General features: G+C 60.1%; 19 protein-coding genes. 11 read left to right on the plus strand and 8 right to left on the minus strand.

Annotation, left to right across the window (positions count from 1 at the left end; all coding sequences use genetic code 11):
• Window positions 1-2: 2 nt before the first annotated feature.
• From EKL02_RS15385 to EKL02_RS15395, 3 genes are read right to left on the minus strand one after another with little or no spacing between them, the layout of a single operon-like run.
• On the minus strand, window positions 3-395 hold the full coding sequence (locus tag EKL02_RS15385) for a DUF1987 domain-containing protein (RefSeq protein ID WP_128902858.1): 393 nt from the start codon (window positions 393-395) through the stop codon (window positions 3-5).
• A gap of 19 nt (window positions 396-414) precedes the next feature.
• Window positions 415-978, minus strand: coding sequence for a SiaB family protein kinase (locus tag EKL02_RS15390; RefSeq protein ID WP_128902859.1), 564 nt, complete (start codon window positions 976-978; stop codon window positions 415-417).
• The gene (locus EKL02_RS15395) at window positions 975-2,267 is read right to left on the minus strand and encodes a SpoIIE family protein phosphatase (protein ID WP_164932041.1); all 1,293 of its coding nucleotides are present in this window, start codon (window positions 2,265-2,267) and stop codon (window positions 975-977) included. The genes EKL02_RS15390 and EKL02_RS15395 overlap by 4 nt, the downstream gene beginning before the upstream one ends.
• 298 nt (window positions 2,268-2,565) lie before the next feature.
• Between EKL02_RS15395 and EKL02_RS15400 the strand changes: the two genes are divergently transcribed.
• From EKL02_RS15400 to sixA, 11 genes are all read left to right on the plus strand, one after another.
• A complete protein-coding gene (locus EKL02_RS15400) occupies window positions 2,566-3,546 on the plus strand; it encodes a phosphate ABC transporter substrate-binding protein (protein WP_128902861.1) in 981 nt (326 codons plus the stop codon).
• 174 nt (window positions 3,547-3,720) lie between these two features.
• Window positions 3,721-4,344: a hypothetical protein gene (locus EKL02_RS15410; RefSeq protein ID WP_164932042.1), complete on the plus strand. Its 624-nt coding sequence runs from the start codon at window positions 3,721-3,723 to the stop codon at window positions 4,342-4,344.
• 111 nt (window positions 4,345-4,455) lie between these two features.
• Window positions 4,456-6,735: an ABC transporter permease subunit gene (locus tag EKL02_RS15415; RefSeq protein ID WP_241687732.1), complete on the plus strand. Its 2,280-nt coding sequence runs from the start codon at window positions 4,456-4,458 to the stop codon at window positions 6,733-6,735.
• Window positions 6,736-6,749: 14 nt separating this feature from the next.
• Complete coding sequence (pstA, locus tag EKL02_RS15420; protein ID WP_128902863.1) at window positions 6,750-8,405, plus strand: phosphate ABC transporter permease PstA; 1,656 nt, start codon at window positions 6,750-6,752, stop codon at window positions 8,403-8,405.
• A gap of 78 nt (window positions 8,406-8,483) precedes the next feature.
• On the plus strand, window positions 8,484-9,296 hold the full coding sequence (pstB, locus tag EKL02_RS15425; RefSeq protein ID WP_128903539.1) for a phosphate ABC transporter ATP-binding protein PstB: 813 nt from the start codon (window positions 8,484-8,486) through the stop codon (window positions 9,294-9,296).
• A gap of 32 nt (window positions 9,297-9,328) precedes the next feature.
• Entirely contained in the window at window positions 9,329-10,009 is a 681-nt protein-coding gene (gene phoU / locus EKL02_RS15430) for a phosphate signaling complex protein PhoU (protein WP_128902864.1), read from the plus strand.
• 35 nt (window positions 10,010-10,044) lie between these two features.
• The gene (locus tag EKL02_RS18420; RefSeq protein WP_206732408.1) at window positions 10,045-10,653 is read left to right on the plus strand and encodes a hypothetical protein; all 609 of its coding nucleotides are present in this window, start codon (window positions 10,045-10,047) and stop codon (window positions 10,651-10,653) included.
• A 128-nt stretch (window positions 10,654-10,781) separates the two neighbouring features.
• Window positions 10,782-13,028, plus strand: coding sequence for a PhoX family phosphatase (locus EKL02_RS15440; protein WP_128902865.1), 2,247 nt, complete (start codon window positions 10,782-10,784; stop codon window positions 13,026-13,028).
• 147 nt (window positions 13,029-13,175) lie between these two features.
• Window positions 13,176-15,419 (plus strand): choice-of-anchor I family protein, encoded by a 2,244-nt coding sequence (locus tag EKL02_RS15445; RefSeq protein WP_241687733.1) that lies wholly within the window; start codon window positions 13,176-13,178, stop codon window positions 15,417-15,419.
• A 295-nt stretch (window positions 15,420-15,714) separates the two neighbouring features.
• A complete protein-coding gene (gene ppk1 / locus EKL02_RS15450; protein ID WP_128903541.1) occupies window positions 15,715-17,814 on the plus strand; it encodes a polyphosphate kinase 1 in 2,100 nt (699 codons plus the stop codon).
• A gap of 3 nt (window positions 17,815-17,817) precedes the next feature.
• Window positions 17,818-18,276, plus strand: a complete 459-nt coding sequence (sixA, locus tag EKL02_RS15455; protein WP_128902866.1) for a phosphohistidine phosphatase SixA — start codon at window positions 17,818-17,820, stop codon at window positions 18,274-18,276.
• 29 nt (window positions 18,277-18,305) lie between these two features.
• Here the strand turns inward: sixA and EKL02_RS15460 are convergent, their stop codons facing one another.
• The 5 genes from EKL02_RS15460 to EKL02_RS15480 form a co-directional block, all read right to left on the minus strand.
• Window positions 18,306-19,376 carry a glycosyltransferase family 1 protein gene (locus tag EKL02_RS15460; RefSeq protein WP_128902867.1) on the minus strand — a complete coding sequence of 357 codons (1,071 nt, stop codon included), beginning with the start codon at window positions 19,374-19,376 and terminating at the stop codon, window positions 18,306-18,308.
• Window positions 19,364-20,242, minus strand: a complete 879-nt coding sequence (locus EKL02_RS15465; protein ID WP_128902868.1) for a UDP-2,3-diacylglucosamine diphosphatase — start codon at window positions 20,240-20,242, stop codon at window positions 19,364-19,366. Before EKL02_RS15465 ends, EKL02_RS15460 begins: the two co-directional genes overlap by 13 nt.
• A complete protein-coding gene (locus EKL02_RS15470; RefSeq protein ID WP_128902869.1) occupies window positions 20,239-21,009 on the minus strand; it encodes a GNAT family N-acyltransferase in 771 nt (256 codons plus the stop codon). Before EKL02_RS15470 ends, EKL02_RS15465 begins: the two co-directional genes overlap by 4 nt.
• A gap of 163 nt (window positions 21,010-21,172) precedes the next feature.
• Entirely contained in the window at window positions 21,173-21,712 is a 540-nt protein-coding gene (locus EKL02_RS15475) for a hypothetical protein (protein ID WP_241687734.1), read from the minus strand.
• A 68-nt stretch (window positions 21,713-21,780) separates the two neighbouring features.
• Complete coding sequence (locus EKL02_RS15480) at window positions 21,781-23,232, minus strand: Ppx/GppA phosphatase family protein (RefSeq protein WP_128902870.1); 1,452 nt, start codon at window positions 23,230-23,232, stop codon at window positions 21,781-21,783.
• Window positions 23,233-23,324 lie beyond the last annotated feature (92 nt).

The following is a 23,324-nucleotide window of genomic DNA, read 5'->3' on the forward strand; positions in this document are numbered from 1 at the left end:
ACTTACACCACGAAGGGCACTTCGTTGAAATTCAGCCAGGTAACGCCAAGTCCATGCATCAGGTCCTCACCCAGGTCCTGTATGGCATCGTCCTCCTCGTCGAATTCCCAGTCGACATCGACGGCGGCACCGGCATGGGCAGCTTCGTTCAAGGCCATGAACAACTGCCGCATCGACTTGGTCGAGGCGCTATTGACATAGGAGAGGCGGACGCGCGCATAAAATTTTGCGGGCAATTTGTTGCTGAAATGCGCCTGCAAGGTTCCGAGGATCGGGAGGAAGAACAGGTTAGGATTTTCCGGATAGCATTCACCTGCAATAAACAGGGTGTTGTGCACCGGGTTGAAGATGACTTCTGGCGTACTTTCGGTACGGGCTGCTTTGATTGCTTGCATTTTTCGGCTCCCGAAAACTTTAGATCACGGTCTTTAAATAAAAATAGGAAAATCGTCCCGCCGACTGCGCGTGCGGAACAAAGTCAAATTCAATCGGCTGCGTGCTGTCGCGGGCAATCGTCAACAGGCCAAGGCCTGCGCCCTTGCTGATGGCATCGGTGGATTCATGTTCGTCATTGGCCAGTTGCTGGCGATAGGCGGCCTTGATCTCGGCCAGCGGCATGCGCTTCAACGCTGTCAGCTTGCCGTGGATACGCTCGACCTGTTCACTGGGAACCAGGTTGCCGCAGGCGACCCAGTAGGACTGCTCCTCATGCCCCATGCCGATCGCGCCCGGCTTGCCGGACTCCGGCGCGGTGCCGCCGGGGGCGCCGCCGTAATGCAGGACGTTTTGCGCCATCTCGATAAAGCTGGAAAACAGCTTGCGCTTGACCGGGCCGCTGGCGTTTTCACGCTCCAGCTTGTCCTTTAGCGCGCGCGCCAGCATGTCCATCATGCCGCTGTCAAAAAAGCCGGAATAGTAATAAATCACCCCGGCATCCGCCGCGCCATTCTGGAACAGTTCAAACGAGCGCAAATTCATGCCGCCTCCCCTGCGGCGAAGGCAAGGAAGCAGACATCGTCGCGCCGGCGCTGCTGGCCCTGCCATTCGGCAAAGCGCGTCAGCAAGAGCGACGTGAACTCCGCCGGCGCCAGGGCGCGCTCTTCGGACAACATCTGGTAAAGGCGGCGCCGGCCGTGCGCAATATTCTTGGGTCCGCCGATCTGGTCGATGACGCCGTCGGTGGTCACCAGGGCGCGGTATCCGGCCGGCAGGCGCACGCGATGCGATGCAAAGCGGTAGTCATCAGGCGTATCGCTGTAACCCACGCCCATGCGGTCGCCCTCGAACAGGCTCACTTCCTCGGCCTGCGGCTGCACCAGCGCCATTTCCAGGCGGGCGCCGGCATAATGCAGCGCATGGCCGGATTCGGTCAGGGCAAACATGAAGGCGTCCATGCCGTCATCGGATTTGTTTGCCGCAGCGCTGCCCGGCTTCTTGTCGTCGCTGCGCTGGCCCAAAACTTTCTTAATGTAGCCGTTCAGGCCGCTCAGGATGACGCCCGGATCCGGCTCATCGTCGCCATGGGCAACCTGGTTTTCCAGGTACGACAGCGCAATCAGCGTCATGAATGCCCCCGGCACGCCATGGCCGGTGCAATCGATGATGGCGCCAAAGATGCCGTTTCGGGTAGTGCGGAAAAAATAGCAATCGCCGCCCACCACATCGCGCGGCAGCCAGGTCAGCTTCGCGGCGGGCAGCGCGGTTTGCAATTCCAGGCCGGAGCTGCGCAGGTTGGATTGTTGAATGGCAGAGGCATAGTCGATGCTGGAAAGCAGCTGGCGCGTCTTTTCCGCCTCGATGTCCGACATTGCCTTCAAGAGCGCCATGCCGGTGCCCAGCCCGAAGTACTTGCCAGCCCTGGTGCAAATGAAACCATCCTTCATCACGCGCGCATCCGGCTCGACGGCATGGCGCACCAGTACCTCGACGGGCGTTTCTTCAGCGGCAATCAACGGTGCCCCATCGGCAAAGCCAAGACAAGACTTCTTGCCGAACAGTTCGCGGCTGAACGGCTTGCTGTACTGCTCCATGAAGACATTGCGATTGACCAGGCCAACGGGAATCTCGTTTTCAACCACGGCCACAGTTTCCATGTCCGGGTGGGCAAGAAAAAATTCCTGCAATCCCGCATTGGTCATTTCGGGCCCGATGCCGGGCACCATGGCTGCCAACTGACCGGCATGCACTGCCAGCACACCGTGCGCATCGCCGCCGGCGCTTGACGCCGCATTGGCAATGGAACTGTACAGATCTTCAATACTTGCCACTTGCTTTACTCCTTGAATTTCACTGGGATGCACTGGGGATATCGCCTTTTGTGAGCGACAGCCTGTCGAATTTCTTATTGGAACTTTTTCTCGAAGGCAAATATATAGTTGCCATATGACATGGGTATGAAGAATTGATGACAACTGTAAATTTTTTCCCTGCGTCGTCATCGCGCCGGCGATGTCATGTAATCGTCACAAAAAACTTTCCTGTTTGTAACAAAGCGGTCATACGCCCCACCTAAAATTCGCTCCAGAAATTTCGGTTTCTTCTTTGACAAACAACAGGAGTTGATCAATGAATTTGAAAAAAGTGTTTGCAGTTATGGGCGTTGCCTCCACGGCGTTGCTGACCCAGGGCGCACTGGCCCAGGCAGTAAAAGTGGATGCCGGCCTGCCGACTTACCAAAAGGCTGCGGGTGTTGCCGGCAACTTCACCAGCGTCGGTTCCGACACGCTGAATAACCTGATGACACTGTGGGCAGAAGAATTCAAGCGTCTCTATCCGAACGTGAACATTCAAATCCAGGGCGCCGGCTCCTCCACCGCGCCGCCGGCACTGACCGAAGGCGCCTCCAATTTCGGCCCGATGAGCCGCATGATGACTGCCAAGGAAGTCGAAGGCTTCGAGAAAAAGCATGGCTACAAGCCTTTTGCCGTGCCGGTCGCCATCGATGCCCTGGCCGTGTACGTCAACAAGGACAACCCGATCAAGGGCCTGAGCCTGCAAGACATCGACGCCATCATGTCGGTCGGCCGCAAGTGCGGCGGCGCTGCAGACGTCACAAAATGGGGCGAAGTCGGCATGAAGGGCGAATGGGCCAATCGCGATATCGCCATGTATGGCCGTAACTCGGTGTCCGGCACGTATGGCTACTTCAAGGAAATCGCTCTGTGCAAGGGCGACTTCAAGCGCAACGTCGCCGAGCAGCCTGGTTCGGCGTCGGTCGTGCAAAGCGTGGCCACCCAGCTGAATGCCATCGGCTACTCCGGCATCGGCTACAAGACTTCCGGCGTGCGCGCGCTGCCACTGGCGAAAAAGGCAGGCCAGCCTTTCGTCGAGCCGGATGCCGTTCACGCAATCGACGGCACCTACCCGCTGGCACGCGTGCTGTACGTGTACGTCAACAAGAAGCCGAACCAGCCGCTGGCGCCGCTGGAGCGCGAATTCTTCAAGATGGTGCTATCCAAGCAGGGGCAGACCGTTGTCGTGAAGGATGGCTTCGTGCCGATGCCGGCACGTATGGCCCTCAAGGCCACGCAAGATCTGGCCAAGTAAGCGCTTGCGGCGTGCCCGGCATGCCGCGCCTTCCCGCCTGGTCCTGCGCGGGAAAAATCATGACATGCCGCCGCCAACCGCGGCGGCAGTTCGAATTCAACAGGCAGCGTGGAATCATTCAAGCCGGATTGCCGGCGCCGTCGCTGCCTGACCATCAATACTAGGGAGTTAGGCATGAAGCAAAAAATGCGCATGGCAGCATTGCTCGCTGGCACCGCAGCAGTACTCGCACTGAGCGGCTGCGCCACCGACATGAACCAGACCGCGCCGGCGGCAACAGCCCCGGCAGTCGCGCCGGCAGCAGCGCCAGTCGCTGAAAAAGCGGTGGCGGCAGCCCCTACGGCGAAGGAATTCTTCATCATCCTGCCGCAAAGCGGCCGCATCCACGCTTTTGGCGAGAGCAAAAATTACCTGCAATTCCTCGCCAATGGTGAAGTGGCGCTGACCCGCACACAGATTGGCGTCGGTCCGAAAGGGGAAACAGTCGTCTATGGCATCACCAGCGACGACGTCAAGAAAAACCAGCCAAGCCTGGGCGAACTGGTCTACCAGGACAAGCTGCCGGCAGCCGCCGACTTCCATGGTGAAGTGGTCAAGAATGGCCGCTACTACGTGTTCGGCGACCTCAAGGACATGAAGGCATTTGCCTCCTTCGGCGAAGTGCCCTACTCCTACACCGATGTCGGCGCTGGCCCGAAAGGCGAAACGCTGGTGTGGGTAATGAACAAGGATAGCTACAAGAAGGGCCGCCCGCTCGCCACCATCGAGCGTTTCAAGCAGATCCGCGCCGCCAGTTAAGCATTGCGGAACCAGGTGTGACCTAACTGGTTCCTGCAGCTTGCGCCAGGATCGCAAAAGGGCGGCGGAATATCGTCGCCCTCGTTTTATTTTAAAACAGACAATATCCTCATGAATACCACAAGCCAGCGTCAGAGTCCGGCCAGCGGTGCGACCGCCAAGCTCGGTAACCGCCAGATGAGCCATCGCATGCTGATCGATCGCCTGTTCAAGCATCTGATGTCGATTGGCGGCATCAGCGTGATCGTCGCGATCTCGGCCATCTTCTTCTATCTTGCCAGCGTCGTCGTACCGCTGTTTACGCCGCCGGCGATCGAACAGGAAAGCCAGTTCGCCGCACCAGGCGCGGCAGGCCAGGATACCGCTGCCCTGTCCAGTGAAGAACAGCGCGAGATCGGCATTCGTGTGGGCGCCGCGGGCGCAATCAGCTTCTTCAGCTTCGGCACCGGCAAGGTGCTCGCCACCCACGCCATCAAACTGCCGGAGGGCGCACGGGTCACCAGCTACGCCAACGGCGAACGACGCACCTATGCGCTGGGCTTCGGCTTGTCGGATGGCCGGGTGGTGCTGGCCAAGCAAGGCTACCAGGTCACGTATCCGGACAACAAGCGCCTGATCACGCCATCGATCGAATACCCGCTGGGCGAAGAACCGCTGGTGATCGACCCGCAAGGCAAGGCCATCTCACAACTGGCGATCCAGCAGTCCGAGGATGGCTCCACCATCGTCGCGCTGACCGATGACGGCCGCCTGCTGGTATCCGCGGTCAGCATTACCAATAACCTGATGACGGGCGAAGCCAAAAGCCAGGTCGAACAGTCGGAAATCATCATGCCGCCGGCGGACATCCGCCGCCTGCTGGTGGAATCCAAGCAGCGCGAACTGTACGTGCTGCATGGCGACCGCGCGCTGGCCCGCTACGATATCGGCGACAAGTCCCAGCCCAGGCTGATCGAAACGGTGCAACTGACCGACGCCAGCGAAAAAGTCACCTCGCTGACCATGCTGAGCGGCGGCTTTTCAATCATCGTCGGCACCAACCGGGGCAATCTGGCGCAGTGGTTCCCGGTCCGTAAGGAATCCAACAATTTTGTGCTGACCAGGATCCGCAGCTTCGAGCCAATGCAAGGCGCCGTGACGGCACTCGCGCCAGAATTCAACCGCAAGGCCTTCATTGCCGGCGATAGCCAGGGCAACCTGGGCAGCTACTTCGCCACATCGAACCGCCAGCTCTTCGTCAAGAACCTGGCCACCGAGCCGCTGACGGTATTGGGCATTCCACCGCGCGGCAATGGCTATCTGGCGCAGGATTCCGGCGGCAAGGTGTATTCGGCGGCAGTGCATAACGACCATCCTGAAGTGTCGTTCAGCAGCCTGTGGCAAAAAGTCTGGTACGAGAGTTATGAAGCGCCGGATTACGTCTGGCAATCGTCGGCCGCCAATTCGGATTTCGAACCGAAGTTCAGCCTGGCGCCGCTCACCTACGGCACCGTCAAGGCAGCTGCCTATGCGATGCTGATCTCGATCCCGCTGGCCTTGCTGGGCGCCATCTTCACCGGCTACTTCATGACGCCGAAGATGCGCACCATTGTCAAGCCCAGCATCGAGATGATGGGCGCCTTGCCTACGGTGATCCTGGGTTTCCTCGCTGGCCTGTGGCTGGCGCCGCTGGTGGAAAACAACCTGGCCGGCATATTGCTGTCCATCGTATTTCTGCCGGTATCAATGGTCGGCTCTGCATGGCTCTGGCAGTTGCTGCCGGAAGACTGGCGCAACCGCGTGCCGCCAGGCTGGGAAGCTGCGCTGCAATTGCCTGTGGTGGCTTTCATGCTGTGGTTGTTCTTCCAGATCGGCCACCCGATCGAGGCCGCCTTCTTCGGCGGCGACCTGCCCAGCTGGTTCAGCAACGAACTTGGCATCAGCTACGACCAGCGCAATTCCCTGGTGGTCGGCATCGCCATGGGTTTTGCGGTCACACCCAACATTTTCTCGATTGCCGAAGATGCCATCTTCAGCGTACCCAAGCACCTGACGTCGGGTTCGCTGGCACTGGGCGCCACGCCCTGGCAGACGCTGGTCGGCGTGGTGCTGCTGACTGCCAGCCCCGGCATTTTTTCGGCTGTGATGATCGGCCTGGGACGCGCCGTCGGCGAAACCATGATCGTCCTGATGGCCACGGGTAACACCGCGGTGATGGATTTCAGCATGTTCTCCGGCTTCCGCACGTTGTCAGCCAATATCGGCGTGGAAATGCCGGAAGCCGGCGTCGGCGAAACCCACTACCGCCTGCTGTTCCTGTCGGCCCTGGTGCTGTTTGCCTTCACCTTTATCGTCAACACTTTCGCTGAACTGGTACGCCAGCGCATGCGTGAAAAGTACAGCACTATCTAATCGGAGTTCACAACATGCGAGACTGGTTCAAATCAGGTACCCCCTGGATCTGGCTGACTGCCGGCGCAGTGGCGCTGGCGCTCTTGATGGTCGCCGGCGTGCTGGGCTTGACTGCCATGCGCGGCCTCGGCCATTTCTGGCCCAAACCGGTGGCCGAGACCACCTACAAGGAAAAAGACGGCAAGCAGATTCGCCTGATCGGCGAAATCCGCGAACGCGAGGAAGTCTCGGTCAAGCGCTTGAAGGAAGCCGGCTTTGACATCGGTGGCGAGGCCGTGTTCGTCAATCGCCTGCTGGTCAAGATGGGTAACCGGGACGTGACCGGCGTTGATTTCCGCTGGTTCCCGCAGCCGCTGCTGGGCGAAGTGCGCTATCCGGGCGACGTGCTCACCATCGAGCGCCATGAATGGGGTAATTTTTATGGCCACCTGAAATCGGTCAAGGAAAACGGCGCCGTGATTGCCTCCAACGAAGCCGCCTGGCCGGAATTGCAAAAGCGCTTCGAACGCGCCCGTACGTTATTTAAAGAGATCCACCAGATTGAAAAAGATGAGATTGGCAAAATCAACCATGGCATCGAGCAATTGCGCCTGGAACTGCGCCGAGGCGAACTCAAGGGCACGCTGACCGAGGCAGACAAGGCCGATATCGCGGCGCGCAAGCAAAAACTAGACGATAGTTTCGCCGCCCTGCAAGTCCAATTGCAGGCGCTGCGCGCCGATATCGACCGCGACACCCTGGTGGCCGAAGTCATGGATGGCAAGGAAGTGGAAATCAAGCTGGCGCTGGTAGCGGACGTCTATCGCGCCAATGTCATGGGCCTGTTCGACAAGGTCGGCCACTATTTCCGCAAGATGGGCGAATTCGCCTTCGACGACCCGCGTGAAGCCAATACCGAAGGCGGCATCTTCCCGGCCATTTTCGGCACCGTGCTGATGGTAATGATGATGTCGGTAATCGTCACCCCTCTGGGCGTCATGGCAGCCGTGTACATGCGCGAATACGCCAGGCAGGGTCCGCTGATCCGCATGATCCGCATCTCCGTCAACAACCTGGCCGGCGTGCCTTCGATCGTGTATGGCGTGTTTGGCCTGGGCTTTTTCGTGTATTTCCTGGGTGGCAACATCGACCAGCTGTTCTTCGCCGAATCGCTGCCGGCGCCGACCTTCGGCAGCCCCGGCATCCTGTGGGCCTCGCTCACCTTGGCGCTGTTGACCCTGCCGGTGGTGATCGTTTCCACTGAAGAAGGGCTGTCGCGGGTACCGCGCTCGGTGCGCGAAGGCAGCCTGGCATTGGGGGCAACCAAGGCGGAAACACTGTGGCGCACCGTGCTGCCGATGACCGGCCCGGCCATGATGACCGGCCTGATCCTGGCCGTGGCGCGCGCCGCCGGCGAAGTCGCGCCGCTGATGCTGGTGGGCGTCGTGAAGCTCGCGCCGACGCTGCCGCTGGATGGCTACTTCCCTTTCATCCATCTCGAACGCAAGTTCATGCATCTGGGCTTCCACATTTACGACGTCGGCTTCCAGAGCCCCAACGTCGAAGCTGCGCGCCCGCTGGTGTACGCCACGGCCTTGCTGCTGGTGATCGTCATCATGGTCCTGAACATGGCCGCCATCCGCCTGCGCAACCGCATGCGCGAAAAGCTGCGCGGCCTGGAATCGGTGTGACCTGCACCGGCAACCACAACTGAATAATCTTTCAAGGTGAATCTCATGCAAACCACAATCAAAACCGCGCTGCCCGGCATGAAGGCCAATGCAGCCATCGTCCAGCCTGCGCTCGGCCATGGCGGCCCGGCGGACCCGAGCGTCGCGCTGAAGGTCAAGAATGTCAATCTGTTCTATGGCCAGGCGCAGGCGCTGTATGACGTCAACATGGATATTCCGCGGGGCCAGGTGGTTGCCTTCATCGGCCCGTCCGGCTGCGGCAAGTCGACCCTGCTGCGCTGCTTCAACCGTATGAACGACCTGGTGGACGATTGCCGCGTCGAAGGCCAGATCCTGGTCGATGGCAAAAATGTTTATGAGCGCGGCGTCAATGTCGCCGACTTGCGCCGCCGCGTCGGCATGGTGTTCCAGAAGCCGAATCCCTTCCCGAAGTCGATCTATGAAAACGTCGCCTATGGCTTGCGCCTCCTGGGCATCAAGGATCGCGCCACCCTGGATGAAAACATCGAACGTGCCCTGCGCCAGGCGGCGCTGTGGGATGAAGTCAAGGATCGCCTCCACACCAGTGGCCTATCCCTGTCCGGCGGCCAGCAGCAGCGCCTGGTCATCGCCCGCGCGGTGGCGCTGGAGCCCGAAGTGCTTCTGCTTGACGAACCCTGCTCCGCGCTCGATCCGATCGCCACGGCCAAGGTGGAAAACCTGCTGGAAGAACTCAAGAGCAAGTACACCATCGTCATCGTCACCCACAACATGCAGCAGGCGGCGCGCGTGTCGGACTATACCGGCTTCATGTTCATGGGCAAGCTGATCGAATTCAGCGAGACACAGCAAATGTTTACACAGCCGGGCAACCAGCAAACGCTGGACTACATCACGGGCCGCTTCGGCTAAGCAACGCCAGAAAACATACAAGAGAGAATGCGATGAACAACCCACATATCGTCAAATCCTACGACAAGGAATTGCAGACCCTGGCATCGAGCGTCGGCGCCATGGGCGACTTCGCCGGCGTGCAGTTCGCCGATGCGATCCAGTCGCTGCTGGCGCAAGACTCTGCGATGGCGCAACGCGTCATCGAACAGGACCGCATGGTCGATGCATTGCGGCGCGACCTGTCGGCGGCGGCGGCCAATGTCATCGCCCGTCGACAGCCGGTGGCCGATGACCTCGATGAAGTGCTGGCAGAATTGCGCATCGTCGAAGACCTGGAACGCATCGGCGACCTTGCAAAAAACATTGCCCGGCGCGCCATCACCATTGCCGGCGAACCTTTGCCGGCAGAAATTACCGACAAGATCCGCCGCCTGGCCGCGCTGACCTCGGAACAATTGCGCAATGCCATCGATGCCTATATCGCCGGCGATATCGAGAAAGCCCGCGCAATGCCGCAGGATGACGACGAAATCGATGCCCTGCACGGCGACATTTTCGCAGACATCATCGCCCTGATGAACGCGCGCCAGATGCAAGTGATTGGGCTCGTGCATTTGCTGTTCTGCGCGAAAAACATCGAGCGCATCGCAGACCACGCCACCCACATCGCCGAGATCGCATCCCAGTCCGTCAGCACCGGCCAGGCGCGGCAGTCGCATCCGCACGCATGACTGCCTCATAAGGAAGAAAAAGGCAGGATATGAGCTTGGCGAACAGCGGGGATTCCGGGGGTACTTTGCTGCCAGAAGGCAGCGCGGCCTCGGGCGCCGCCGGCACGACAAGTGCATATCCGGCTTACCGCATTTTTCTGCACCATGACGGGCAGGCTTATGTCGCTGAAGTGCCAGAATTCCCCGCCTGTCGTGGCAGCGGAACCAGCCCGGCGTCAGCGCTGGCAGCGGCACAGGGGGCGATCGCGGCCTGGCTGGATCGCAGCGTGGCGCCGCCGCCACTGATGTCGGCATCAGATCTGGCACAAACAATCCGGGACTTGCTGAACATACCTGCTGTCGCCCCCAAGCATGGACCCCGCATGTCGCCGGTGAAGCAATTACTGGTGAAAAAATTCGGCAAGATGTCCAATCGCGAGATGGCCACGCGCATCGGGCTGAGCGGACGCGACGCACCGACCATGCTGTCGGCGGCCGCATCCGGCAAGGGCACGCGCAAGGCGCGTTGTGCCATTGCCCTGGCATTGAACGAACTGCCATCGTGCTTGTGGCCGAATCGGCAGCCGGCGATTTGCCAGGATGACGATAGCCTGTATGTCAGCTTGCATGCCAACGCGGATGATTGGACACCGTCGAAAAATTGACAGCCGCGACGATTCATAACGAGTCGTCTCGCAGGTAACACGCTTGTCACTCAATGGTCACGGCGATGTAATGTTTCATATCTACACTCTTGCTGGTTATCACCTCAACCACAACCGGAGCAAGATGCATGAACAAGCCCAAGGATCTTCCGCTGACACATCTCGATTCTGAAGATATCGGCAGCAATACTTCCAACAATCCTGAATTCGGCGAAATTCTGAACGCCCGCATCAGCCGCCGCAACATGCTGCGCGGCGGCGTGGTCTCCGCCGCCGGCGCCCTGTTTGGCTCGCTGGGCTTGTCCGCCTGCGGCGGCGACAGCAGCGTGACTGGCAACACCACCACGACGACCACGACCACCACCACTTTGCCTCCCGAAAAGTTGTTGGGCTTTAGCGCGGTTGGCAAAAGCCTGGCCGACAGCGTCGTCGTTCCGGCCGGTTATACTGCTTCCGTCATCTTCGCGTTGGGCGATCCCCTTGCGGCCGCGACGCCGGCCTACAAGAACGATGGCACGGATACGGATTTTGAAAACCGCGCAGGCGACCATCACGACGGCATGGAGTGGTTCGGCTTGTCTGCCGCCGGCACACCGTCGTTGACCGCGACTGACCGTGGCCTCCTGGGCATGAACCATGAAGCCACGACGGACGAAACCAAGGCATCTTTCTTCCTGCATGCCAATGGCGGCACCGCAACGCTGCCGCGTCCGGCAGCCGAAGTCGACAAGGAAATTCCGATTCATGGCGTGGCCATCGTCGAAGTCAAGAAAACCGGCGCTGCCTGGGCCTATGTGAGCGATTCGACGTTCAACCGCCGCGTCACGCCATTGACGGTCGTGGAAATTTCCGGTCCTGTGCGCAGCAATGCCTTGATGGTCACCAAATACTCGTCCACCGGCACCACGACGCGCGGCACCATCAACAACTGCGGCACCGGCAAGACGCCCTGGGGCACCCTGGTCACCGGCGAAGAGAACTGGAATGGCTACTTTACTCGCGGCGCCGCCGACAATGCCGCGCGCGGCAATGACAAGAGCGTGACTTCGCTCAACCGTTACGGCAAGACGCAGGGAAGCGCCTCTCGCCACGGCTGGGAATCGGCTGGCGCAGACGACAAGTACGCGCGCTGGAACCTCAGCGTGACCGGCGCAACCGCCGCCGATGACTATCGCAATGAAATGAACACCTTCGGCTACATTGTCGAGATCGATCCGTACGACAAGACCCGGGCCATCAAGAAGCGCACGGCGCTTGGCCGCTTCGCGCATGAAAGCGCCGCCTTCGGCAAGCCTGAAGCCGGCAAGCCGCTCGCCGTGTATCAGGGTGATGATTCGCGCGGTGAATACATCTACAAGTTCGTTTCCAGCGCCAACTGGGATGCGGCAGATGCGAATGCTGCCGATCGCATTGCCACCGGCGACAAGTACCTCGATGCGGGCAAGCTGTATGCGGCCAAGTTCAATGCCGACGGCAGCGGCCTGTGGATCGAACTCAACATCAGCAACGCGGCCATTTCCGGCTTTGCCGGCTATGCCTTTGCCGACCAGGCCGATGTGCTGGTCAATGCCCGCCTGGCAGCCGATGCCGTCGGTGCGACCAAGATGGACCGCCCGGAATGGTGCGCCACCAATCCTGCCAATGGCGAGATCTACTTCACACTGACCAACAACTCTGGCCGTGTGGTCAATTCGGCGACCACGCCGCCCGATGCTGCCAATCCGCGCGCCTACACCGACATGAAGGGTGCCACCGCCCAGCCGGGCAACCCCAACGGCCACCTGATCCGCCTGCGCGAGGGCGCTGCCGGCTCGGCAGCCACCGGCTTTACCTGGGATGTATACCTGTTCGGCGCCGAAGCAAGCGCGGACAAGTCCCTCGTCAATCTGTCGAGCCTCACCGACGACCAGGACTTTTCCAGCCCGGACGGCCTGGCATTCACCCCCTCGACCGGCATCTGCTGGATCCAGACCGACGATGGCGCTTACACCGATGTCACCAACTGCATGATGCTGGCGGCATTGCCGGGCCAGGTCGGCGACGGCGCTGCCAAGACGCTCAGCTACACCAAGGCCGATAGCAGCCAGCTCAACGTTTCCACCCCTGTCGGCAAGGCGCCGACAGCCGACACACTGAAGCGTTTCCTGGTCGGTCCGAAGGCATCCGAAATTACCGGCATCTGCGAAACGCCCGATGGCAAGGCGTTGTTCATCAATATCCAGCATCCGGGCGAAAGCACCAGGCACGCCGACGTGGCAGACCCGACCAAGTACGTCAGCCAGTGGCCAAGCAATGCCGGTTACGGTGCCGGCAAGCGTCCCCGCTCCGCCACCATCGTCATTACCAAGAATGACGGCGGCCGCGTAGGTACTTAACCGCCTGCTCTGGCAACGGCGTTCAAACAACGGGCTGCGGCATTTTCAAATGTCGTAGCCCGTTTTTGGTGATGAGACAAATGACATTTTGTCATATCACCGTCATTGCAATTTTCAACACTTGATTTTTCAATAACTGGAATGATGATGATCCGCAATTCACACAAGCATTGGGCCGCAAGCGCGGTCGCGGTACTGGCAAGTCTGGGAATTCTGTCCGCCTGCGGCGGTTCGGGTGAGAGCGTGCCCTCTGCTGGCACATCCACGACACTGAGCGGAATTGCTGCAGTTGGCGCGCCACTGGTCGCATCTACCGTGGAATTCCAGTGCGCAGCCGGCAAGCCGGCAAACACGACCACGGCTGCCGATGGCGCATGGTCTGCCTCGGCAACCGGCATCACCTTGCCCTGCGCCATCGAAGTGTCCGGCGGTACCGCTGGCGGCGTAGCCAACACCGCCAGGCTACATGCCGTTGCCACTGCGGCAGGCCTGAATAACGTCACCACGCTGACAACCCTGCTGACTTCCCTGATGGCCGGCCAAGACCCCGCCACCTGGTTTGCCCAACTCAAGACCAGCCCGGCCGTGCTTGGCAACATCACCGCCGCGGTGCGCACTGGTGCGCTGGAACAATTGGTCGAATTGCTGAAGACCCTGCCGACCCCGGTGGATCTGCCGGCCGGTTTTGATCCGGTAACGACGAAATTTGAAGCAAAACTCGGCGACAAGTTCGACGCCTTGCTGGAAAAACTCGCGGCCAACGGGATTCCGCTCGCAGAAATCATCGCTCAGTCAAAGGAAAAAACCCCTGCCTCGCTGACGCTGGCTGCGCTCTCCGGCTTCGGCGGCGATGTGGATGGTACTGGCAAGCTCATCGACACCCATGAAATCCCGGCATACGACCCGGCCAGCAAGCGTCTGTTCGTCGTCAACGGCTCCGGCGTGGGCTCAGTCGAAGTCTGGAACATTGCCGATCCGAAAACACCGGTGCAAGTGGGGACGCTGACCGCTGCGGACTTTGGCACTGGCCTGGCCGGATTCAACAGCGTTGCTGTACACAACGGCGTCGTTGCACTCGCAATAGAAGCCAGTCCCAAGACCAGCGCCGGCCTGGTGGCGTTCGTCCGTGCCAGCAACCTGAGCATCATCAGCAAGATCGCCGTCGGCGCCCAGCCTGACATGGTCACTTTCTCGCCGGACGGCCGCTACGTGCTGTCTGCAAATGAAGGCGAACCAAACAGTTACAACGCGCTCGACTCGGTCGACCCGGAAGGTTCGGTCAGCATCATCGACGTCAGCGATGTCACAAAACCGGTCGAACGCCGGGCGACTTTCACTGCCTTCAACGGTCAGGAAGCCACGCTGCGCGCAGCCGGCGTACGCATCTATGGCCCGAACGCCACCGTCGCACAAGACCTCGAACCGGAATATGTGACCGTCAGCGCCGACAGCAAGACAGCCTATGTCACCCTGCAGGAAAACAATGCAATTGCGGTGGTCGATATCGCCACGGCAAAAGTCACCAAGATCATTCCGCTGGGTTTCAAGGACTTCAACGTTGCCGGCTACGGCATTGATGCCAGCGACGAGGATGGCGGTACCAACACCAACACCGGCACGGCAGCAGTCAAGATTGCCACTGTCCCGGTAAAGGGCATGTACCTGCCGGATGGCATCGCCAACTATACCGTGGGCGGCGTCACCTATCTGGTCACCGCAAACGAGGGGGATGCCCGCGCCGACTGGCCCGGCTTCAACGAAGAAACCCGCGTGCGCGAGCATTGCGCGGCGGGCGGCATGGACCTGTCGGTATTCGGCGCGAGCGCGGCCAATTTCCTGTTCGACTCCAATCTGGGCCGTCTGCGCATCACCAACACGCCGAATGGCGGCAGCACGGGCAAGAACGCTTCCGGCGAATGTAGCGAGCTGTACGCTTTTGGCGGCCGTTCGTTCACGATCTGGAATGCCGCAACCGGGGCGCGTGTGTTTGACTCCGGCGATGCCTTCGAGACCCTCACCTCCTCCCTGGCAGGCACAAGTGGCTTCGACTTCAAGTTCAACACCAGCCATGACAATAACAGCCTCGACAGCCGCAGCCCCACCAAGGGCCCGGAACCGGAATCCGTTGTTCTGCAACGCTTCGGCGCCAAGGTGTTCGCCTTCATCGGCCTGGAGCGCGTTGGCGGCGTGATGGTGTATGACGTAACGGTGCCGACCGCACCAAAACAAGTGACTTACGTTAATACCCGCACCGGCATCACTGGCGACCGCGGTCCCGAAGGCTTGATCGTGATCCCGGCTGCAAAGTCGCCCAACGGTGTGCCGCTGCTGGTCGTCGCCAATGAAGTCAGCGGCACCACCCGCCTCTTCGAAATCAAGCTGACGTACTGACGCAGGCAAGCCGCGTTCTGTGAAAGGTACCGGAAAAGCACCTGCGGGTGCTTTTCCTTTTTGCCCCGATTGTTGCCTGATAGGCGCCCAGCAGCGATGTCATTAACCTGTCATATTTTTACATTAACATTTTGCAAGATATGTGTGTTGCTGACGTCTCAACACCCACCTGAGCATACTGCACGCGTGTAAAATAAATAACAGAAGTGCCGGCATCCCCGTCCCATAAAACAAGGCTAGCCGCCCCGTGGCCAGACCATTACAGCGCAGTCGTATGCCAACATTATCGAGCCGCATGGATCAACGTGTAAAAACCGCCAGCAAGCCCGCCGCCGCGGATCCTGCCGAGATTTTCCTGAACCGCGAATTGTCGCAGCTGGCGTTCAACCGCCGCGTGCTGGCGCAGGCGGAAGACCGCACCATTCCCCTGCTGGAACGGCTGCGTTTCCTGTGCATCGTCAGCAGCAACCTGGATGAATTCTTTGAAGTGCGCATCGCCAGCCTGCTCGCGCAAGATCAGCGCGAAGGCAGCACGCCAGGGATGCCGGGGTTCGTCGAGCCGCTCGACCGCATCAGCGAGGAGTGTCACCAGCTGGTCAAGCGGCAGTACGGACTGCTGAACCATGAAATCCTGCCGCAACTGGCGAACCATGGCATTCGCCTGCTGCGCCATCAGGACCGCAATGAAGCGCAGCGGGCCTGGGTCAAGGCTTATTTCGAGCGCGAAGTACGGCCGCTGCTGACGCCCATCGGGCTTGATCCGGCCCACCCATTCCCGCAGGTGGTCAACAAGAGCCTGAACTTCATCGTCGAATTGGCGGGCAAGGACGCCTTTGGCCGCAGCACTGCCATCGCCATCCTGAAGGCGCCACGGGTCCTGCCGCGCATAATCAAGTTGCCGCCCGAGCTCTGCGACAACGGCACGGCGTTCTGCCTGCTGTCCTCGGTCATCCATGCCCATGTTGCCGACCTCTTCTCCGGCCGCGAAGTGCTCGGTTACTCGCAGTTCCGGGTCACCCGCAACAGTGACCTGTGGGTAGACGACGAGGAAGTCAAGAACTTGCGCGAAGCCCTGCAAAGCGAGTTGCAGACCCGTCCCTTCGGTTTTGCCGTACGCCTGGAAGTGGCGGAGAACTGTCCGCCGCAATTGTCACAGTTCCTGCTGGAACAGTTCGCCATTCCGCCGCACCGCCTGTATCACGTCGATGGTCCCGTCAACATGGTACGGCTGCTTGAACTCGCCGATTATGTGAATGAGCCGAGCCTGCGCTTCGAGCCGTTTCATCCTTCCTTTCCGGCGCGCCTGTCCGATGGCAGTATCTTTTCCATACTTGCCAGGCAGGACGTGCTGCTGCATCACCCTTTCCAGTCCTTCCAGCCGGTGGTGGACTTCATTCGCAGCGCTGCCACCGATCCCAGTGTGCTGGCAATCAAGCAGACCATTTACCGCACCGGCATGAATTCCGACCTGATGGAAGCGCTGATCGCAGCGGCGCGCCAGGGCAAGGAAGTCACGGTGATCGTCGAATTGATGGCGCGCTTTGACGAGGAAGCCAACATCAACTGGGCAGAACGCCTAGAACGTGTTGGTGCGCAAGTCGTTTATGGCGTCGTCGGCCTCAAGACCCATGCCAAGCTGGCGCTGGTGCTGCGCCGCGAAGAAGGCGGACTGCGCTACTATGCCCATCTCGGCACAGGCAACTATCATCCGACCACCACCAAGTTCTATACCGACTTTGGCCTGCTGACGTCGCGCCCGGAATTGACGCGCGACGTCAATGAAGTGTTCCTGCACCTGACCAGCCTGGCCAGGCCCAAGAAGCTCAATCACCTGTGGCTGGCGCCATTTACGCTGCAGAAGGAATTGATCCGGCTGATCCAGAACGAAGCGCGCATCGCCCGTGAGGGCCGTCCGGGACGCATCATCGCCAAGATGAATGCGCTGCTGGATGAATCCGTCATCCGCGCGCTTTATGATGCATCAGGCGCCGGTGTCAAGATCGACCTGATCGTACGCGGCGCCTGTGCCCTGCGCCCCGGCGTACCAGGCCTGTCGGAAAACATCCGGGTGCGCTCGATCATTGGCCGCTTCCTGGAACATACCCGGATCTTTTACTTCCGCAACGACCTGGCGCACGATGTTTACCTGTCCAGCGCGGACTGGATGAGCCGCAACCTGTTCCGGCGCATCGAAGTTGCCTTTCCCGTGCTCGACAAGACGCTCAAGAAGCGCGTGATCGCCGAGGGCTTGAACCCTTATGTGAAGGATAACCTGAACGCCTGGGAACTTGCCCCGGATGGCAGCTATCATCAGAAGAAGGCGCGCGGCAAACAAAAGGCGTTTGGCGCGCAACAGTCGCTGATGCACACCGTTGGTTCACCCTTGTCAAAGTAAATCATGGATATCGTGCTCTGGCGTCACGCAGAAGCTGAGCCGGGGGAACCCGATGAAGGACGCGTTCTGACGCCGAAGGGCATACGCCAGGCGCAAAAAATGGCGCAGTGGCTTGAGCGCAACCTGCCGAGCCGCTGCCGCATTCTCGTCAGCCCCACCGTACGTACACTGCAGACTGCGCAGGCGCTGGAGCGCAAGTTCAGGATTTGCCCGGAAATCGCCCCCGATGCCACACCCGAAACCTTGCTCGCTGCCGCCCATTGGCCGGAGGGGAAGGAGCCCGTATTACTGGTCGGCCATCAGCCGACACTGGGGCAGGCTGCCGCCCTGCTGCTGACGGGCAGCACGCAAGACTGGACGGTGCGCAAGGGGAATGTCTGGTGGATCGCCCAGCGCGAACGGGAAGCCATGAACAGCAATTACCTCAAAGCCATGATCGCGCCAGACCTGGTAATGAAATAGGCGCCAGGCACCTGGTTCATTATCTGCCATCACGCAATTTTCGAATCGCCCAGATCCCCCAACTGCAATATCGATGCCGGGAATGCTGCCGCAGGCCGCGACTTGACGGCAGGTCGCAGATTGCGAAGAAATTGCTGCGTTGATGCTTCCCACGAATACTTCAGGGCATGCTGACGCACCTGTTCTCGCGGCAGGCTCATTGCCTCGAAACAGGCACGCTGAAGGTCATTATCGAGCACGCCGGTAATGCCCTGTTCCACCACGTCGATGGGACCGGGAACCGGATACGCAGCGACAGGGACGCCGCAGGCCATGGCTTCCAGCATGACCAGCCCAAAAGTATCGGTTGTACTGGGAAACACCAGCACATCGGCACAGTTGTAGTAGGGTGTCAGCTTGTCGTTCGTGCGCGCGCCCAGAAAGCGCGCTGCAGGATAGCGCTGTTCCAGCTTTTCGCGTTGCGGGCCATCGCCGATCACCCACTTACTACCGGGCAATTCCATGTTGAGGAATGCCTCGATGTTCTTTTCGACTGCCAGCCGGCCGACATACAGATACAACGGGCGCGGAATGCCGGCATGATCGCGCAGCGCCGGCTTGAAACGTTCCGTGTCGACCCCCCGCCCCCACAACACCAGGTTATCGAAACCGCGCTCGGCCAGCCCGCGCATGACGGCCGGAGTGGCAACCATGACCGCGCTGGCCGGCTCGTGGAACCAGCGCAGCCAGCGATAGCTCAGGCGCAAAGGGAGCATGAATCGGGCGCGGATATACTCGGGGAACCGGGTATGGTAGGACGTCGTGAAACGCAAGCCATTGCGCAGGCAATAAGCGCGCGCGGCCAGGCCGATCGGCCCCTCGGTAGCGATATGGATGCAATCCGGTGCAAAGGCCTCGATGGCGGCGGCAGCCTTCCGGTTGGGGCGGTAGGCCAGGCGGATTTCCGGATAGGTCGGACATGAAAATGTCCTGAACCCCTCTGCCGACAGGACCATCACTTCATGTCCCAGGCGCTGCAGGCGTTCCCGCGTCGCCATGAGTGTATTGACGACGCCATTGACTTGCGGGGCCCAGGCGTCGGTGGCGATTACAATGCGCATAGTTCCTCGCTGGTCACTGCTTTGGACTGCTTTTGCAGCCCCATGATTTCTTGCCATGTGACCAGGCGCAGTCCGCCGTCCAGGTCCTCGACCAGCGCTGACAGGCTTTCCACCCAATCCCCGTCATTGCAATACGTGATGCCGTCGATATCGCGGATTTCGGGCTTGTGGATATGGCCGCAGATGACGCCATCCAGCCCCTTCTTCCTGGCTTCCGCCGCCAGCGCATGCTCGAAGGAACTGATGTAGCTGACGGCATTCTTGACCTTCAGCTTCAGGTATTGCGACAGCGACCAGTACGGCAGGCCGGCGCGGGCGCGCCAGCTGTTGTAGACCTGGTTGAATTTCAGGATCACGGTATACAGGCTGTCGCCCACATAGGCCAGCCACTTCGCGCAGGCGATGACGCCATCGAAGCGGTCGCCGTGCAACACCAGCATGCGCTTGCCCTGCGCCGTTACATGCACGTGCTCGTCGCGGATGCGGATGCCGCCGAAGTCAAGGTCGATGAACTGGCGCACCACCTCATCATGGTTGCCAGGCACGAATATGACCTCGGTGCCTTTCTTTGCCTTTTTCAGGACGGTCTGGACCACGTTGTTATGGGCCTGGTCCCAGTACCAGCGTCGCTTGAGTTGCCAGCCATCGATGATATCGCCAACCAGATACAGCGTTTGCGATTCAGTTGCTCGCAAGAATTCCAGGAGCCTGGCTGCCTGGCAACCAGTGGTGCCAAGATGGATATCGGAGATCCAGATGGTGCGAAAGCGCGTGCCCTCGCGCATGCGCCGGTGCGCCGTCGCACGCTTTGCCGCGTCCAGTTGCTCGCGCAATGCGTCCGCCAGAAACTGGTCGCGCGGCTTCATGCTGCGCGCGCTTCCAGGAAGTGCTTCGCATAGCGCGATTCAAGCTTGGCCAGAGGCATCAGCATGAACAGGTCGATGCAATTGAAATCGGGATCCCAGGCCGGCTCGCCGCACACCCAGGCGCCACTGCGAAGGTAACCCTTGATCAGCGGCGGAATGTAGGCGCCGGCAAGCTCGGGCGGGCGCTCGCCCACGGGAAAGGGCAGGCGTGGTCGCACGCGGTATTCAGCCGGCGCAATGTTATTCGCATTTAAGGTATGGTAAAGCGCCAGCGCATTCTGGCCGCCATCCGAGAGGCTGACGCTGGCACAACCGATCAGGTAGTGGCAATTTTCCTTTTGCAGGTACTCGGCCAGCCCCGCCCACAGCAGCATGATGACCGAGCCGCTGCGATAGTCCGGATGGATGCAGGCGCGTCCCGCTTCCGCCATGTTCGGGCGCATGTGATTCAGGCGAGTCAGCTCGAACTCTTGCTCGGAGTAGTAAAGGCCGACGCGGCGCGCCGCATGCGGGCTCAGGACGCGGTAGGTGCCGACTACTTGCAGCGACCGCGCGTCGCGCACGATCAGGTGATCGCAATGTTCGTCGAACTCGTCGCGGTCCAGGCGCTCGGCATTGGCAAGCGCCGAAAGTCCCATGCCTTCGACAAAGACCTGGTAACGCAAACGCTGCACCTCGCGCACCTCTTCCGGGGTGCTGGCGAGACTGAGGACGAACTTCGAGGAACTGGAGAGGTTTTCCGCTGGAGCCGTGTTCAGTTGACGCATGGATCATCCTGGTTATGAAGATGAGCCAAGCGTAACGACGGATTACTTCCAGAAAATGACAGCTCCGTGTCAATTCCATGACATGACAACACCCTGCAAGGCCAGCGCAGGCTTGCCCTGCAGGGCGGGGTGTCTTGCGGCGGTTAGGCTGCCTTACTTGGCCTTACTTGGCCTTGCGGGGCCGGCCTGCCTTCAGTGCTGGCAAGGTCGTGAGAATCTGCTTGAGTTTAGCCACGTCCGCCTGCTGCAGCAGCACCACGCCAACCCGCAACAGTTCGCTTTTCTTGACTTCAAAACCGGATTTGATGCACGCCTTCTTGAGGTCGACCAGAACCTGGTATTCGGCTTCCGGCATGGTGAAACTGTCGCGCACCAGCTTCGGCTTCTTGATTTTTTCGCGTGTCGCTTCGACAGCCTTGGTTGCCGACCTGGACCCGGCATTGTCAGCCGTGGCAAGCGGCATGCTGGCTGCCGTGTTCTGTTTTGCCGCCGCGGCCGGCTTGGCCGCCGCGGCCGGCTTGGCCGCCGCGGCCGGCTTGGCCGCAGCCTTGGGAGCTGCTTTGGCGGCGGGCTTCACAATTTCAGTCGAGACGGGCTTGGCAGAGGCTTTAACGGCGGATTTTGCGGCGACTTTCACCGGCGCTTTTGCCGGGGTTTTCGCTGGCAACTTGGCGACGGATTTGCTGGGGGACTTGGCTGGCATTTTGCATCCTCATATTAAATTGTATAAATCATATAAATAATATATACAATTTAATGCAAAAAGACAACCTAGCTCCTTACAATGAACTCGATGCCAGCCTCGCCCCACCACTCCTGCTCTTTCTCGATCCAGTAGGCCAGCGTGGGGTGCTGGCGTATCCAGTCGCGCCGGATCTCGATTTCGATCCGGCTTTTCATCTTCACACGCAACTCGTCGGCCAGCACATCAATGCGGGAATGCATGGCCATCACTGCCAGCCGCAGCGCCAGCACGGCCTTGGCAAAGTCAGTATCTGCCAAGGCGCCGTTGAGCTTGCGCAAGTTGCCCTTCTGTCCCAGCACCAGCCTGCCCAGCAGGCGCTGCTCACCAGAGGTAAATCCGGGCAAATCGGCGTTTTCGATCATGTAGGCGCCATGCTTGTGATAGCCGCTGTGCGACACCACCATGCCGACCTCGTGCAACTGGCCGCTCCAGTACAGCTGCCTTTCATAGGCATTCGAAGCCGGCTTGAGTTGCGCATACAGGCCACTGGCAATCTGGGCGACATGATCGGCACGCGCCTGGTCGACATCGAAACGGTCGCGGAACTGCTGGACCGACTGTTCGCGGCGGTCACGCCGCGTTGCACGCAACTGCAAGTCGCGCAGCACGCCCATGCGCAGCCCCGCTTCGACTGGCTGCATGGCCTTGACGCGCAACTCGCGCAAGGCTCCCATGAGTACCGCCAGGCCACCCATGATAATGGCGGCGCGATCCGGTTTCATGCCGAGCAGGTCGATGCGGCTGACATGACCGAAGCCGATCAGGCTCGCCTTGAGCGCTTCCATGCTTTTATAGGAAAGCTTGCCGTCGCCCAGGGCATTTCTGGAGATGGCATCGGCAATGGCGCGAATGGTGCCGGACGAACCGTAGACGTTGCCCCACTGCCGTTCCAGGAAGGCGGGCACACCGTCTTCGAAGTGGCTGCGCGCCGACAGGATGGCCTTGTCAAACGCTTCCTCGGTAATGCGACCATCCGGAAAAAAGGCGTGACTGTGTCCCACCGTGCCGATACTGAAGGACTCCACCATGTCGATGCCGAATCCCTGACCAACAACGAGTTCGGTGGAACCGCCGCCGATATCGATGACCAGCCGCCTTTCGTCAGGAGAGCCCAGCGCGCTGGCAACCCCCATATAAATCAGGCGTCCCTCCTCTTCACCGGAAATGATTTCTATTGGATACCCTATCGTCTGCTCAGCGGCTGGCAGGAAAGCTGCAGCATTTTTTGCGATGCGCATGGTATTGGTGGCGACCACCCTGACGGCATCCAGTGGATAGGCATCGAGAACCGCACGAAAGCGCGCCAGCGAGGCCAGCGCAGTTTTAATGGCAGTTTCGGTGAGGAACATATTCTTGTCCAGGCCGGCGCCCAGCCGTATCGGATCGCGCTCGCTCTTGACAATGCGAATCACGTCGCCATCCTGCCTGCCAATGTGCAATCGAAAACTGTTCGAACCCAAATCCACTGCCGCCAGCATGCAAAACCTCGCTTTAATCGATCGATGTCGTAAACCGCTCAGGATACACCAGAGTCGCCAGGCTTGAATCAGGCAAGCGCATTCCGCGCCCA

The sequence above is a fragment of the Janthinobacterium sp. 17J80-10 genome, from assembly GCF_004114795.1.
Taxonomy (GTDB): domain Bacteria; phylum Pseudomonadota; class Gammaproteobacteria; order Burkholderiales; family Burkholderiaceae_D; genus Paucimonas.